Below are 15,171 nucleotides of genomic sequence, written 5' to 3' on the forward strand. Positions count from 1 at the left end.
CTGGGATTGCAACCTATTTTCCTATCCGAGAGTATGCACGAAATGTCGATCAGAAAAACGTAGCAGCCGCTCCAAAATGTGCAGCTCCCTTTCTTGACACGTAAACAGGAAGATCTGGTGCTCCGCAGACAGCTCGTGGATATAAGCCAAAGCCTTGCGCAGTCTCTCGTCATCGTAATGAACGAAGTGATCGTCAAAAAAGAGGGGCAGCGGCTCCGTCTGTTGACTCACCTGATGGGCCAGCGATAATCTTTGGGCCAGGTAAAGCTGATCCTGTGTGCCTGTCGAGCATTGCTCCTGCTCAAGCACCATCTGCCGGGATGGCTCCAGCACTCGGATGGAAAAGCCTTCGTGAGGATCCATTCGGACATCTCGATACGCGCCGCCTGTAATTTGGGTCAGCACATTTGACGCCTCCTGGTTGATGCCAGGCGAGATATCCCGATTCCATTCTGCCAGCGCCTCTTGCAAAGCTTCGCGCGCTGTCTGCAGAGCTTCGCGCTTTCGCTGCAGCTGCCGCAATCCCGCTACGGCTTCCTCGTATTCCCCTCTGGCTTTCGCAACAGGCACAGTGTCATGAGCTGCCATTTCTCCATTGGCCCGCGCCATCTGCTCTCGCACATGCTGCATGCGCTCCTCGATCCGCTGTTCCTCTGCGCGAAAATGCTCGTATTCTCGTAATCGCACACGCTGCTCCTGCTCGAGAAGCTCTCGCAATTGTTCTCCCCAGCGATTCATGATTTGCGCTTCTGCACCCTTGCGCGATAGCTGAGCTTTCAACTGATTGGACTCGAACGATCTTTGTCTGTTCAAAAGCTCCTCTCTTTTTGCCGCAAAGGATTCCCAATCCGGAGCATCCCAAGCAAGAACCAGCTCGCGAAGCTCATTCTCCAGCCTTCTTAGCTCCTCCTGCAAGCTTTGCAGTTCCTCTGCCTGTGCAAAGATCTCCTGGTTCCGTTTCTGTTCGATCCCCCTCGAGCGGCCCTTCCTCCATGCCACCCCTGCCACTGCTGCCATCAAGAGGAGGAGCGCGATGCAAAGTCCAGTTTGATCCGCTGCCGCCGCCGCTATGCCTAAAACGGCAAGCAGACCGCTTCCTCCCCATAGCCAAGCTGACTGGCGAGCAGCTTTCGATGGAAGGTCGCCTCTGGCTTGACGCCGGGATCCCGCCGTAATGGTAGTAGCAGCCAGCCTCGCCAGCTGTAAATTTCCCTCTTCCCAGCGCTTGCGCAGACTGACTCCTTTTTCGTAATCAACCAACAGCCGTTCCTGATCCACTGTCTGGTCCATCTCCGTGGTCTCTGTGATCTCGCTCACTTGCAAGTGGCTCAAACCAGCCAAAGCTGCCTGCGCCTCCTCATGAATCTGCCTTTCTTCCTGAGAAGCACCTGTGCGCTCCCACCATTGCCAGTCACTAGCCGATGCAGGTGTGGAGTAGCTTTTCTGCCACCTCTCATTCCACGCCTCTTCCTGCATTTTTATACGATGCTGCCGTTGCAAGACTCGGGTGCGCTGCTGCTCGAGCTCCATCCTCTCCGCTTCCCATTCAGCGATCTGCTGGGTCAATTGTCGAATAATCCCCCATGAAGACTCCGCCCCAGCCAGCTCCACTTCTTTTTGGGCTACAAGCGCCCCGGCTTTCCCAAGCAACGTATTTTCAGCACGTTCCTTTTTTCCGATCGCACTCAAATCCCGCTCTAGCCCTGCCAGCATGAGATGCACCTCTGGATTGGACTCTTCGCTGCTCGACAACGCAGGTACCAGATGTTCAGCTGCAGTCAAAGGCTCCCGCCTGATCCACGTAATATCGGTGAAAAGGCTGCGCGTCAGTCCTGTGTGCTTTTCCACGAAATCACGCTCTCGGCGCCGATCCTCCATGTAAATATCCGTCAGTTCCGTCCATTCCGGGTCGAGAAAAATGCGCGCCTGCTCCCGTTCCTTGCGCAAAATGCGATGAAGGCGATAGGACTTACCTGCCAGCTCATAAGTAATGATTGTCTCGTACTCGCCCTGATGCCACGGCAAATATTTTTCGTACTCCGGCAAATACCTTGCACTTTTTACATAGTCGCGCTTCAATCCGTACAAAGCAGCAAAAATTCCTTGCAAAAGGGTGGATTTGCCTGATTCATTGGGTGCCGCGAAAACATTGATGCCAGGCGCAAAGCGAAAAACCTCGTCCTGCCATTTACCGAAGCCTTTCAGCTGAATTTCCTCGATCCTCATCGCATGCTCCCTCCGATCCGCGTCAGGGCCTCCCGGCGCGCCAGACGGATGATTTCCCGCTCTCCCTCATCCGTTGCCTGCTGCTCGCGAAGGGCCAGCTTGGCTAACCATTTTCCCCAGATGCCTGCCTCCGCCATCAGCTTGTCCGCATCGACATCCGGCCACGTTTGATCGGTGACATCGATTTGGAAAAAACGGGAGAACCTCTGCGAGAGGACTGCTGTAGAAGGGACGAAGTGAGCGGCGCGCTCCCCTGTCAGTGTCACGTACAGCATGTCCTCGGATCGCTCAGAAGCAAGCTTCTGCTCCAGAAGTTCGATCAGCTGCTCCATCGTTTCTGTACCTTCGAGGCTGATTTCCCGTCGCCGCATTTGGCGCTGCCCCACAGGAACCGACTCGAGTACGACTTTCCCAGTAGCATCGATCTCCCCGTACAGAACACAGCGTTCCCCCTGCTCCTTGGTATTCAGCGCTTCCGGGGAGCCCGGATAGGCGGCAAAGACAGACTTTTTCGTCGGATGCAAAAACTGCGCAGCCTTGTGGATATGACCAAGTGCTGCATAGTCCATACCGGTATCCGCCAGCTCCTGCAACACGACGGGAGCGTAGGGATGATGCTCCTCTGTTTCCTTGCTTAAAATGCTAGCGTGCAGAACCATCAGGTGGTGCTGATAGCCGCCCAGCTTTCCTGGAAAGGTCGCGAGCGGCGACTCGAAGAAGTGAGGCTGAGGAAAGCCCCATCCGTACACGACGCAGGACTTTTCCGGAAATTCATACGCGCCCCACTCCGGCGTAAACCAATGCACATTCCCCGGCCACTCCAGGGTCTGATAAAACGAGTCTGCCCGCCACGGATCGTGATTTCCTGGGGCAATGCACACGGGAACCGGGGAAATACTGGCGAACAAATCGCGTAAAAACAGCGCTGTCGACCTGCGTCCACCGTGGTATTCCAACAAATCCCCCGCAATCAGCCAGAAGTCCACCTGTCTGTCCAGCACGAGGTCGCGAATCCCCCGCATCGTCTTGCGAAAATCGTCCTGTCTTTGCTCAAACAAATCGGTTAACGTGTGAAGCGGTGCATCCAAATGGACGTCCGCTGTATGTATAAAAGACAGCATAGGCGCCCTCCTTCACTCCTTTCATGGAAATCCTTGGCATCCAATGATACAATTTGGTCGAAAGATAGATGCAAGACGAACATACTTTCCCTTTATGATACAAGATGAAACGGATGCTTGAAAAGGAGTGATTGTTGTTGCGTATCGCGTATTTGGACTGCTTCTCGGGAATTAGCGGGGACATGCTCCTCGCCGCACTGGTCGATGCCGGAGCGGATCGCGACCGAATCGAAGGTGAGCTGCGGAAGCTTTCTCTCGGAGACTTTCGACTCGAGTGGAAAAAGGTAGTGAAAACGGGCGTGAGTGCGCTCAAGCTGGATGTCATCGATGAAAATGTCCCTGCCGTTCAGCCGTTGAAAACCTTAAAGGTCTTAGGTCAGCACGACCACCATCATCACCGCGGCTACAAAGAGATCGTGGAAATGATCGAGGCCGCCGATCTGGCTCCCCGCGTGACAGCACGCGCACTGGCTATCTTTGAAAAAATCGCCGTGGCGGAGGCCAAAATTCATAGTGTCCCCGTAGAAACGGTTCATTTTCACGAGGTTGGCGCACTGGACTCGATCGTGGACGTAGTGGGAATCGCTCTCGGCTTGGAGGAGCTCGGCATTGATCTGATTTACTCGGGGCATGTACCGACAGGAAATGGCTATGTCCGCTGCGATCACGGGCTTTATCCTGTACCAGCCCCTGCCACCATGGAGATGCTCGTCGGCATTCCCTTGCGCAGCACCGCCATCCAAAAAGAGCTGACGACTCCCACAGGCGCAGGAGTTGCCGCTGCCCTTGTACACGAGTTTGGCGATCTTCCGTCCATGACAGTTGAATCCATCGGGTACGGCGCAGGCACCCGCGATCTCCCTGACCAGCCCAACGTCCTGCGTCTCCTCGTCGGACATTTGTAGCGGCTCAAAACAAAAACCTCCCGAAGACAATCGCTCGGGAGGTTCTTCCTTTTCCGATTAACGAAGCAGCTTCAAAAACTCGCGCATGAAGCCAGGCAAATCCGGCCACGCATGTCCAGAAACCAGGTTGCCGTCCACGTGCAGCGTCTCGGTTTGATAAATGGCTCCGCATGCTTCTACATCCGGTCTGCACGCTTGATACGCTGTCATTTCTTTGCCCGCGATGTACTCGCGAACAATCGTCAGGACCTGAGCGCCGTGGCAGATAGCGGCAACCGGCTTGTTGGCTTCAAAGAAGTGCGCCACAATCGGCTTCAGATGCTCGTTGAGGCGAATATGCTCAGGCGCGCGTCCCCCCGGGATGATCAAGGCATCGAAAGCTTCCGGGTTGATCTCGGCAAAAGAAGCATGGGCCGCTAGCTGGTACGCCGGCTTTTCCGTATAGGTCTCGCTGTGAGCTTCAAAATCGTGCAGGACCGTATGCAGCGTTTTTACGTTAGGAGCAGCAATGACGGTTTCAAAGCCTTCTTCCAGACAACGGTAATACGGATAAAAAACCTCCAACGCCTCTACTGCATCTCCTGTGACAATCAACACTTTTTTGCTCATCTCACAGCCTCCTTGAGAATCAAAATAAAGGAAAAAAATCCCTCTACTTTCAATTCTTTAGACGGTCCGCTCGCTCCTGCTCCTTTACAGGAAATTCACAACACTTTTTCGACAGCAAGCCTGATCGCTTCCTGGTACACCTGCTTGAGAGGCACCTGGGCGGCTTCGGCGAGCTGGGCGCATACCGCGTACTCCGGCGCTACCTGGACCCGTTTTCCGCGATGATAGCCAAGTTTGACCTGCACTTCCCCCCACTGCGTCTGGGCCGTGGCAAAACGGCGTGCCAAACGGTGACAGGCAACGGGAAACGTGCGAATCCCAAAGGTCGTCGTTTCTGAAAAAAGGATCGTCTTTATGGCCTCTGCTGCACTCTGGTAGCACATCACCTGCAGCAGGGTTCCCGGGCGGCTTTTTTTCATCGTCACCGGTAAAAAATGCACGTCATTTGCGCCAGCTCGCATGCACTGCTCCAGCACGTAAGCCAACCATTCCGGACTGCTGTCATCCAGATTGACTTGCATGATCAGCATGCCTTCATCCACATGCTCCACCGAGTGATCTCGCTGCTCCCAAAGAGTGGGGATTTCCTTTTCCCCAGCAGTCTCTTCGTCCATCACCAGCACCGCCAAATCATCCCCGCGCTCTATGCGCAGCAGCGTTCCATGCAGCTGGGGCATTGGCTTTGCTCCTATTTCCTTGAGCCACAGAATAGCGTGCAAGGATATCGACTCGCTGCGCCACTGCTCTTTTTCCCGGATCACCCAGCCCGTCAACAGCTCCAGAACAGAAAGCGGCATGTCCGCAGGCACCAGCAGCCGTTGGAGAAACCAGCTGGCCATATGCTGATCGGACGGACCATGTGCCACGATCTTTAGAAGGGCAGCTTCCTCTGCAGCCCACTGCGCCTCATCCCACGCTGCATCCGGGCATTCGGCTCTCCGCTTTTGCGCCTGTTCCTGCAGCCTTTTCCCGACAGCTATGCCTTCTGGGTGCTTTTGGTCCGACCATATCCCGAGACGCTTCAGAGGCTCGATCAGCCCCTGCAGCATCAGCGGCGCGTCGGCCCGAATGACAAGCTTCATGTTTTTGCCTCCTGATTTTTGCAGCTTGGCCTTTTCTAGCATCATACCGCAAATCTTCCAGAAAGTATCTTGGATAAACCATCTCTACAGGCAAAAACTACAACGGAGACTACCTGGGCTGGAGGGAGACGGCATGATGAGAGTTTTCCGCCTAATCATTCAGATCAGCTTGTGCATGGCAGCTATTATTCTCCCACTGGAATCAGTCGCTGGCGCAGCTCCATCCGCCTCTAATGACGAGCCGATTTTAAAGGAGCGTCTGCAGCTATTTCAGCGGATGGAAACGTTATACGGCGTTCCCTGGACTTATTTGGCTGCCATGGATCAATACGAGCGGGCGATGCAGATACGGAAAAAGAAGCAGAAGAACGAAGAGCCTTCCACACGCATGACTGCTTTTGATATTCCCTCTGAACGCTGGTGCGGGCTGTGGAATCCGGATCTGGAGGACACCAACCCCATCTCCATCCGCTACTTTAGCGGTTTGGGAATGGACGGCGATGGAGATGGAATCGCAGATCGCAGCAACGATCTGGACGTGCTGACTTCCGTCGTTCACTACTTGTCGGGGTATGGCATCTCTGCCGAAGACTGGCCGATCGCCCTCTGGAACTACTACCAGCGAGACCGCTCCGTGAAAACAATCAAGCAATTTGCCCAGGTCTATGCGAAGTACCAGCATCTTCATCTGGACGATCGGCGTTTTCCGATTCCTCCACGCTATTCCTACAGCTATCGCGACACCTGGGGCGACGCACGTGGATGGGGCGGCCGACGAATTCATGAAGGCACGGATATTTTTGCCTCCTACGGAACTCCCGTACTGAGCACGGCTTACGGCGTCATCGAGGTGATCGGCTGGAACCGTTATGGCGGATGGCGGATTGGCATGCGCGACATGGGTAACGTCTACCACTATTTCGCTCACCTCTCTTCCTTTAAAAAGGGACTGAAGCCTGGAGACATCGTAGAGCCTGGACAGGTGCTGGGCTACGTCGGAAGCTCTGGCTACGGGAAGCCGGGGACTGCCGGCAAGTTTCCCCCTCATCTGCACTATGGCATGTACCGCGAGACAGGAGGACCGGATTGGGCATTTGATCCGTACCCTTACCTGCGGCGCTGGGAACGCCAAAGCAGGAAGCGATAAACGAAAAAGCTGCGGAACAAGGCATGTATGAAGCGGTTTTCGACCGCTTCTTTTTATTGGACAAAAAGCCCCTTCGCGCCGCTCCTTCGCCAGATAGTGCTGTTTTCGCCTGCCACAAGCTCAATTCATCGTTCCGAACGCGATAATCTCCATGCTCACATCGACGTCAAATCCAGCCTTCTCATAGAATTTCAAGCCAACCGTACGATCCCACTTTCCACGGTACTTTTGGCGAAAGCTCTCCTCCAGCTGAGCCGGATCGACGCCTGCCTTTTGAAACCGAATCAGCATCGCGACTGTTTCCTTCTTGATCTGCCCTTCAATTTCCCTTCTCAACGCCTCAAACTGAGCCTTATTGTCCAAGGAATCATTTCCCGTATAACCCACAATCGTTGCCCGCATCTCCAGCTTGATGTGGACCATCGGGTTCGTCTGACTCCCGTTGCTTTTCACCCTGCCCTTTGCCCAGACAAAATCCAATATGACTTGCTCGCTTTTTTGTTCTGCAGTGGACTCGATCCGATTGACCGAATGCGTACTCGAGCCTGTCCTGGTCGGAAAGTGAAAGCTCATTCTCGGAAGCCTTCTCTTCCCTAGCATCGCCTGCACGAGCTTGCCTTCCCGCTGCGAAAGAAAGCCGATCATTTTGTCCCTGTGAAAGAGGGCTACTTTCGAAACAATCACATCATCCGCTTTCTTCATCAAATAAGGCATGTTTGGATCCCCGCAGTCACAGGTCAGCATAAAGACGAAGTCCTTGATCGTGGTGAACGAGGAAAAAGCCGTTTCGACGCGGGGCCGCAGCAAATAGTTCAAATACGTATTCAGCTCGGGCTTGTGCTGGTAGTTTGCCTTAATGACGTCCTCTGCCCGTCCTTTGGCGATCGCTACAAAAACGTTTTCCCCCACAATAGGATTCCGGTACAAATCCAGAATGACTTTGCTAATGCCAACTTTTCGGGCATATTCCTCACTGATCAATATTACCCGCAGCTGTGACAAAGACATGGACCGCTCTGCCATCGTGGACAAGCCCACTAACGCTTCGCTCGCCACCTCGGATACAGCCGTGTAGCTTTGCGTCACTTCCCTTTCCTTACTGGACGGTATCGGAATCGAAACACTCACTTTGACCTCTTCCGTATTGCCCGTAAAATCAAAGCCGATGACCCCGATCATGGCCATATCCTCCAGAGAAGGACGCTCAAACTGCGGTGCACATCCAACAAGAGCGATCGCTGCCGCCAAAATCAGCATCAAGAAAAGGACACGTCTCCTCATGCCTCCTTCCCTCCATTTTGGCCGCGGAGCGAATGAATCGCCAGCAAGAGAAGCGGCCATAAAATGACCACGACTCCCATGTACAGGGTGATTTTGTCGTATAGGAATTTCTGGGTTTCCATCGTGAGCGGACCGCGGATAATGAAGTAGGACAGGATCGCGGGCAGCAACAGATGCCATGCCTTCTTGTATCCGGCAAAATCCTCAAACCCTTTTCGCGCTGCCCATAAGTAGGCCGTACTCGTGCTTAGAATGAGAAAAACCCACAGACCGATCCCCAAATTTTCGATCCGCTCCAAGAAGGATAGCTCCACTGCCTTAAAAAGATTCAAAATCGGATAGATTAAATGCTCCATCTCCCATGTCGAGAAGTACGCCACGCTGGTAAACAGAATCAACGTATAAATGAGAACGACGAGCCATACGCCAATGAGCGCATGGCGCAAAACCTTCTGCTTGTTTGCTACATGCGGGTAGTAGAAGAGCAAGAGCTCATAGCCAAACATGCTGGGGAAGGAACGCACCAGCGCATCGAGAAAGTCGGGAAGATTTGTGTTGAACAAAGGGAAGATGTGCATGTATCCACCCTTTTGGAACCCCCATTGCAGGTAGTAAATGGTCCAGGCGGTAAAAAAGAAGGTAAGCATGCAGAAGCGAGCTACCAGCTTGATCCCTCCGTTTGTGATGTAGAGCATCACCAGAGTCAGCCCGAGCAACGGCAAGGTTACCGTCTGCCCGGTCAGCATCGACGTCTGGATCAGCCGGATATAGCCGGAATGAATCGCCGTCACATTCAGGATGGCATAGATGATCACCAAAATATTGACGCAGCCTCCCAGCCACTTGCCCAATAGCTTTTGGTTGATGCGATAAAGTGTATCGTCCGGGTATCGCTTGCACAGGGCCACCATCGGAAATAGCGTCAGAGAGACGATGATCCCCAAAACGAGAGGCATCCACCATTGGTTGTAGCCCATTTTGCTGACTGAATTGGTCAGGGAAAGCAAGTTGACCCCAATGCACGTATTCAAGACCAGGCCAATCACATGGTACGGGCCTAGGTTATGAATCTGTCCTTTATCCATCTAACCTACTCCTCGCCAATCGGCCTCACTTTTTCGCGCTTTGAACGAGACAACCTGCTTCGATAGACAATATATTTCATAGGCATGCGTATCAAGCCATTCATCAGGTCGGTCCATTTTCGCGGTACTCCTGCTGTCATGTATGGCGTCCCGAGTGAAGTCAGCTCCAGCAAATGAGCAAACAGAAACGCAAGCATCAGCATTTGGCCGTACATGCCGAGTACACCTGCAATGAGGATAAAAGCGTATCGCACGAGCCGAATCGCGTTGCTCATGAGGAAGTTGGGCGGAACGAAGGAGAGCAGGGCAGAAACGGAGACAAGCACGATCAAAATATTACTGGCAAGACCTGCTTGAACGGACGCTGTCCCGATCACGATACCACCTACGATACCGATGGTCTGTCCGATTTTCGTCGGCATTCGGATTCCGGCTTCACGCAGGATTTCGATAATCAATTCAATGATCATGACCTCGACTACCGGAGGAAACGGCACCCGGCTTCGGGACTCAGAAAGGATCGTGAGCAGGGCGGGCGGCAGCATTTCGGGGTGGTAGGTCAGGACAGATACGTAGCTCGAGGTCAGCAAAATCGTGATGAACAAACCAAAAAAACGAATGATTCGCAGTAAGCTGGCGGTTGACCAGCGGTTGTAAAAGTCTTCCGGGCTGCTGAACATCTCCAGAAAGGAAGTGGGACATATCGCTGCGTCCGGGCTCCCGTTCAGGAGAATGAGGATTCGTCCGTCTAATAAGGCTGCTGTCGCATTGTCCGGCCGATTCGACAACCCGAACTGCGGGAACGGCGAATACGGCTTGTCCTCCAGCATCTGCTTCAAGACGGGCATACCGACAAAGCCTTGGTACTCCACATTGTCGATACGCCTCTTCACCCGCTCCACATTTTCCGCATTGGCGATGTCCTCCATATAAATCACAGCAATCCGGTTATGTGTCTCCGTCCCTTTCGTGTACGCTACGACCTTCAGCTTCGGAGAGGCGATCCTGCGCCGCAGCAAGGAAATATTGATTTCCAGCATTTCCACAAACGAATCTTGCGGACCCAGCACTGTAGATTCATTTTCGGACTTGGAGATAGATCGGTGCTCGACGTGGAAGGTATTGACTTGCAGGATGAGCGGGCGGTCCAGAAAGAACAGAACCGTATGTCCGCGAAGCAAATTGTTCAACAGGGCAGAAACGTCATCGGATTCATGTGGCTGCGCAAACGGGAGGACATCGAGTGGATTTCTGCCGTCCGCTCTTTGAAGGGGCAAAAAAATCGTTTCGTACAGCTCAGCCGTATCTACCATCGTGTCCAGAAAAAAAGCGTGAATAGGCTCACCATTTATCGTCAAGGAAAAGCTGCTGAGATCATCTACCTGTTCCAGACGCTCTTTGATCATAGCGGGAGTGATCCTGCTGCCATAATCACTTTGAGAAAGGCGGTCTCCATCATGTGAAGAGAGCACCTTGTCTGCGTGTTTCCTCCACCAATCTGTTGGCTTCACCATGGGATCCCCAGCCTTTACAGGAAAATCCTTCTTACTTTACCCTCTCCTGGGGATTTTATCCTGCACAAAAAAAGAGGCGCACTTGGCGCCCCCTTCTCTTCCCAGCTGGTGTTTAGGCAAACTGCTTGCCCAGATTCGCCATCTCGATTGCCGCTGCTGCAGCCTCCCAGCCTTTGTTGCCTGCTTTTGTTCCAGCGCGTTCGATCGCCTGCTCGATCGAATCTACCGTGAGGACGCCGAAGATGACCGGAATGCCTGTAGAAAGCGAGAGGGAAGCCACCCCTTTGGCTGTCTCGTTGCACACGTAGTCAAAGTGCGGTGTTGCCCCGCGGATCACAGCACCCAGCGTGATTACTGCATCATAGCGACCAGACTCTGCCATTTTTTTGGCGATGAGCGGGATTTCAAATGCTCCAGGTACCCAAGCGACATCCACGCTGTCTTCCGCAACTCCGTGGCGCTTCAATGCGTCCAAGGCTCCACCCACGAGCTTGCTGACGATCAATTCGTTAAAGCGTCCAGCTACTACCCCTACGCGCAATCCGGTTCCTACTAGATGTCCTTCAAATGTTTTCATGTCTCTTCCACTCCCTATCGATGTAGTTGAAGCAGGTGGCCCAGCTTCTCTTGTTTGGTAGCAAGGTACTTCTGATTGTGCGGATGCTCTGGCATCTGGATCGGAACCCGTTCCTCCACCTGCAATCCGTAGCCATCCAGACCGCGAATTTTCCGCGGATTATTCGTCAACAGGCGCATGCGATGAACGCCCAGATCGCGCAAAATTTGCGCTCCGATCCCGTAATCGCGCAGATCGGCGGCAAAGCCGAGCTTTTCGTTGGCTTCCACAGTATCCAAGCCTTCCTCCTGCAGCTTATACGCTCTCAGCTTGTTGATCAGACCGATACCGCGTCCCTCCTGGCGCATGTACAGGAGCACGCCCCGGCCTTCCGCTTCGATCTGTTCGAGTGCCGCATGCAGCTGTGGTCCGCAATCGCAGCGCTGTGAGCCAAACACATCCCCCGTCAGGCATTCCGAATGAACGCGAACCAGCGTCACCTCATCCGGGTCGATCTCGCCCTTGATCAATGCTACATGCTCCTTTCCATCCAGCTCATTCGTAAAGGCCGCGATGCGGAAATCGCCATAGGCAGTAGGCAGCTTGACCTCGATCTCTTTCTTCACCAGTTTTTCCTTGCCCATCCGGTAGCGAATCAGCTCGGCAATCGTGATCAGCTTGAGGTCGAAACGACGTGCAATCTCCTCCAGCTGAGGCAGACGCGCCATGGACCCATCTTCGTTCATGATTTCGCAGATCACACCTGCTGGTGCCGCTCCAGCCAAATGCGCCAGGTCTACAGCCGCTTCGGTGTGTCCCGCTCTGCGCAGCACACCACCCGGCTTGGCGATCAACGGGAAAATATGTCCCGGACGTCGGAAATCCTCCGCTGTCCGATGCTCCTCCAGCATGGCCAGCACCGTCTGCGAACGCTCATGTGCCGAAATGCCTGTATGGGTGCTTCGTTCATCGATGGACACCGTAAATGCGGTACCCTGCTTGTCGGTATTGGACTCGACCATCGGCTTTAATCCCAGTTGGGCTGCCCGCTCCTCTGTCACAGGGACGCAGACCAGACCACGTCCGTGCGTAACCATGAAATTGATCATTTCCGGTGTCGCTTTCTCTGCCAGGCAGACAAAATCGCCCTCGTTTTCACGGTCCTCGTCGTCTACCACAATCACGGCTTTGCCTTGGCGCAAGTCTTTGAGCGCTGCTTCTATCGTGTCAAACATCGTTTTCCCTCCTCGTTTAGGCAAATCCATTTTCCTGCAAAAAGGCCAGACTCAGACGCGACGGCTCCTTTTTGTCCTGCTGCACGTGTCCTCCCAAGAGGCGTTCCACGTACTTGCCGATGACATCTGTCTCCAAATTTACCTGATCTCCTGCGCGGCGATCCTGCAGGCTCGTCTCTGCCAGCGTGTGGGGAATGATCGAGACGGAAAAGCTGTTCTCGTCCACATCTACCACCGTCAGGCTGATGCCATCGATACATATGGAGCCACGCGGAATGATGTATTTTAAAAGGCTCGGACCCGCTTCAATCCGAAACAAGACAGCATTGGCATGAGCCTGCCGAGACAGAATCGTTCCCGTCCCATCGACGTGCCCCGAAACGATGTGTCCGCCAAAGCGATCACCCAGCCGCATCGCTCTCTCCAGATTGACTCGATGTCCCTGTCTCAGCTTGCGCAGGCTCGTCTTGTTCAAGGTCTCAGGCATGACATCCACGGTGAAATGACGAGCCGTATAGGAGGTGACGGTGAGACAAATGCCGTTGACGGCGATGCTGTCTCCTATTTGTACGCCTTCGAGCACGCGCTCTGCAGAAATGACGAGCTGGCTCGCCTCAGCGCTGCCAGTCATAGCTCCCAGCACGCCCACTTCTTCTACCAATCCCGTAAACATGGGCTCCCTCCCCTTTGCGTTATTCGTGCGGCTCCCACTGAGGGTAACCGACGATCCGAATATCCTGCTCACTCACCTGCTCGATGGAGGTGTTCGTCAGCGTAACGGCTTTATCCATCGTCGCAAAGCCTACCCCTCCGTACGACGTAGGGGAAAGCGAGCCTCCCACCAGCTTCAAGGAAATGTAGCTGATGATCTTTTGGATCGCCATCGCTTGCAAAAACGAGCCATTTACTTCTGCGCCGCCTTCGACCAAAAGCGAGGTGATCCCCCTCTCTCCTAGCTCTCTTAGGACATCTGTCACCTGGAGCGGAGCATCCAGCACGATCACCGTTAGCCCTTTTGTCTCGAGCTCCATCCGTTTTTCCGCGGGTGCCGCCGGCGTGGTAAAGATCCAAGTCGGTGCCAAATGGTCAGCTACGACGCGCGCCGTCAAAGGTGTACGCAGCTCGCTGTCGAGAATGATGCGCACAGGCTGACGTCCGTACCTCTCACCGCCAACGCGTGCCGTCAGTTCCGGGTCATCCGCCAATATCGTTCCCACCCCGACCAAAATAGCGTCATGGGTTCTGCGCAGCTCATGCACCTCACTGCGGGCCGCTTCCCCCGTTATCCAACGGCTGTGTCCCGTCGCCGTCGCCATTTTTCCATCCAGTGTACTCGCTGTCTTGACGGTTACAAATGGCTGCCTGGTTCGGATGTAATGAAAAAAGACTTCATTTAGCACAGTCGCTTCTGTCTCGCAAACCCCAACGGTGACTTCCACACCTGCGTCCCGCAGCAGACGAATTCCTTTTCCCGCAACCAACGGGTTCGGATCGAGCACGGCTACGACTACCCGCGATATCCCTGCTGCCACGACTGCTTCTGCGCAAGGCGGTGTTTTCCCGTGATGACTGCAAGGCTCCAGCGTCACATACAAGGTTGCCCCTTTTGCCTTCTCCCCCGCCATTCGCAGGGCATGCACCTCCGCATGAGGCTCCCCTGCCTTCAGATGAGCGCCCATGCCAACGATTTGTCCGTCCTGCACGATGACCGCTCCTACCAGCGGATTGGGACTTGTCTGCCCTTTTGCCGATCGCGCCAGCTCCAGCGCCATTGCCATGAAGCGTTCGTCTTGTCCCATTACTCTCTCCTCTTTTTTGTAGATTCCAGCCAGTCTTCACAAAACAAAAAGCCCTCGAAACATTCGTTTCAGGGCATAGGGAAAGAAGCCTTCCTGCGTTCGTTTTTCAAAAAACAAACGAAGGAGAGCACTTCGCATCTTCTCCCATCCGGACTGTACCGTCGGCTCTGGATTTTCACCAGATCAGTCGCTTTCATACAAGTCAGCGAGTCGCGGGCTTTACCGCCGGTCGGGAATTACACCCTCCCCTGAAGATTGCTTCGTATTCCATTATGTTGTGCTACAGGACCCTTCTTCCCTCCTTTTGTACAAATAAAAATGCCCGTGAGTTTTCGTCTCAGGGCATCGAGAAAAAAGCCTCATCGGAACCGTTTTTTTGCGAAAAAACAGCTGCGAGGCTATTCCAAATACCTTCTCCCATCCGGACTGTACCGTCGGCCTTGGATTTGCACCAAGTCAGTCGCTGCCCCAAAAAGCAGACAGCGAGTCGCGGGCTCAGACGTGCGTTCGTCATTACCGCCGGTCGGGAATTGCACCCTACCCTGAAGGCTGGTATTCAGTTGCGTCAAGTATAACACACTTTCGGACAAGACCGAAGCCTTTCTGTGTAA

Annotated in this window: 13 protein-coding genes and 2 riboswitches; of the genes, 2 read left to right on the plus strand and 11 right to left on the minus strand. The window is 53.9% G+C overall.

Annotation, left to right across the window (positions count from 1 at the left end):
* Positions 1-21: 21 nt before the first annotated feature.
* Both ACLIN2_RS24895 and ACLIN2_RS24900 read right to left on the minus strand, forming a co-directional pair.
* On the minus strand, positions 22-2,226 hold the full coding sequence (locus tag ACLIN2_RS24895) for an ATP-binding protein (protein ID WP_411502447.1): 2,205 nt from the start codon (positions 2,224-2,226) through the stop codon (positions 22-24).
* Entirely contained in the window at positions 2,223-3,347 is a 1,125-nt protein-coding gene (locus ACLIN2_RS24900) for a metallophosphoesterase family protein (protein WP_411502448.1), read from the minus strand. The genes ACLIN2_RS24895 and ACLIN2_RS24900 overlap by 4 nt, the downstream gene beginning before the upstream one ends.
* Before the next feature lie 137 nt (positions 3,348-3,484).
* Between ACLIN2_RS24900 and ACLIN2_RS24905 the strand changes: the two genes are divergently transcribed.
* Positions 3,485-4,252, plus strand: coding sequence for a LarC family nickel insertion protein (locus ACLIN2_RS24905; protein WP_122923549.1), 768 nt, complete (start codon positions 3,485-3,487; stop codon positions 4,250-4,252).
* A gap of 57 nt (positions 4,253-4,309) precedes the next feature.
* On the opposite strand, the gene ACLIN2_RS24910 is transcribed toward ACLIN2_RS24905, so the two are convergent.
* Entirely contained in the window at positions 4,310-4,861 is a 552-nt protein-coding gene (locus tag ACLIN2_RS24910) for a DJ-1/PfpI family protein (RefSeq protein WP_092273468.1), read from the minus strand.
* A 95-nt stretch (positions 4,862-4,956) separates the two neighbouring features.
* Positions 4,957-5,943, minus strand: a complete 987-nt coding sequence (larC, locus tag ACLIN2_RS24915; protein WP_301169794.1) for a nickel insertion protein — start codon at positions 5,941-5,943, stop codon at positions 4,957-4,959.
* Between the two features lie 136 nt (positions 5,944-6,079).
* Here larC and ACLIN2_RS24920 point away from each other — a divergent pair, with 136 nt between their 5' ends.
* The gene (locus ACLIN2_RS24920) at positions 6,080-7,090 is read left to right on the plus strand and encodes a M23 family metallopeptidase (RefSeq protein ID WP_122923786.1); all 1,011 of its coding nucleotides are present in this window, start codon (positions 6,080-6,082) and stop codon (positions 7,088-7,090) included.
* A 120-nt stretch (positions 7,091-7,210) separates the two neighbouring features.
* On the opposite strand, the gene ACLIN2_RS24925 is transcribed toward ACLIN2_RS24920, so the two are convergent.
* The 7 genes from ACLIN2_RS24925 to ribD all read right to left on the minus strand — a co-directional run bounded on the left by ACLIN2_RS24925 (position 7,211) and on the right by ribD (position 14,560).
* A complete protein-coding gene (locus tag ACLIN2_RS24925; protein WP_411502449.1) occupies positions 7,211-8,371 on the minus strand; it encodes a Ger(x)C family spore germination protein in 1,161 nt (386 codons plus the stop codon).
* A complete protein-coding gene (locus ACLIN2_RS24930; protein WP_122923551.1) occupies positions 8,368-9,456 on the minus strand; it encodes a GerAB/ArcD/ProY family transporter in 1,089 nt (362 codons plus the stop codon). Before ACLIN2_RS24930 ends, ACLIN2_RS24925 begins: the two co-directional genes overlap by 4 nt.
* 5 nt (positions 9,457-9,461) lie before the next feature.
* Complete coding sequence (locus ACLIN2_RS24935) at positions 9,462-10,967, minus strand: spore germination protein (RefSeq protein ID WP_400585106.1); 1,506 nt, start codon at positions 10,965-10,967, stop codon at positions 9,462-9,464.
* Between the two features lie 115 nt (positions 10,968-11,082).
* Positions 11,083-11,547, minus strand: a complete 465-nt coding sequence (gene ribE / locus ACLIN2_RS24940) for a 6,7-dimethyl-8-ribityllumazine synthase (RefSeq protein ID WP_122961518.1) — start codon at positions 11,545-11,547, stop codon at positions 11,083-11,085.
* Positions 11,548-11,561: 14 nt separating this feature from the next.
* On the minus strand, positions 11,562-12,761 hold the full coding sequence (locus tag ACLIN2_RS24945) for a bifunctional 3,4-dihydroxy-2-butanone-4-phosphate synthase/GTP cyclohydrolase II (protein WP_411502450.1): 1,200 nt from the start codon (positions 12,759-12,761) through the stop codon (positions 11,562-11,564).
* Between the two features lie 16 nt (positions 12,762-12,777).
* Positions 12,778-13,434 carry a riboflavin synthase gene (gene ribE, locus ACLIN2_RS24950; RefSeq protein WP_122961517.1) on the minus strand — a complete coding sequence of 219 codons (657 nt, stop codon included), beginning with the start codon at positions 13,432-13,434 and terminating at the stop codon, positions 12,778-12,780.
* 19 nt (positions 13,435-13,453) lie between these two features.
* Positions 13,454-14,560 carry a bifunctional diaminohydroxyphosphoribosylaminopyrimidine deaminase/5-amino-6-(5-phosphoribosylamino)uracil reductase RibD gene (gene ribD / locus ACLIN2_RS24955; protein WP_411502451.1) on the minus strand — a complete coding sequence of 369 codons (1,107 nt, stop codon included), beginning with the start codon at positions 14,558-14,560 and terminating at the stop codon, positions 13,454-13,456.
* Positions 14,561-14,692: 132 nt separating this feature from the next.
* Positions 14,693-14,820, minus strand: a riboswitch (FMN riboswitch).
* A 145-nt stretch (positions 14,821-14,965) separates the two neighbouring features.
* A riboswitch (FMN riboswitch) is annotated at positions 14,966-15,114 on the minus strand.
* Between the last annotated feature and the right edge of the window lie 57 nt (positions 15,115-15,171).

It is taken from the genome of Brevibacillus centrosporus (genome assembly GCF_046622605.1).
Taxonomy (GTDB): domain Bacteria; phylum Bacillota; class Bacilli; order Brevibacillales; family Brevibacillaceae; genus Brevibacillus; species Brevibacillus centrosporus.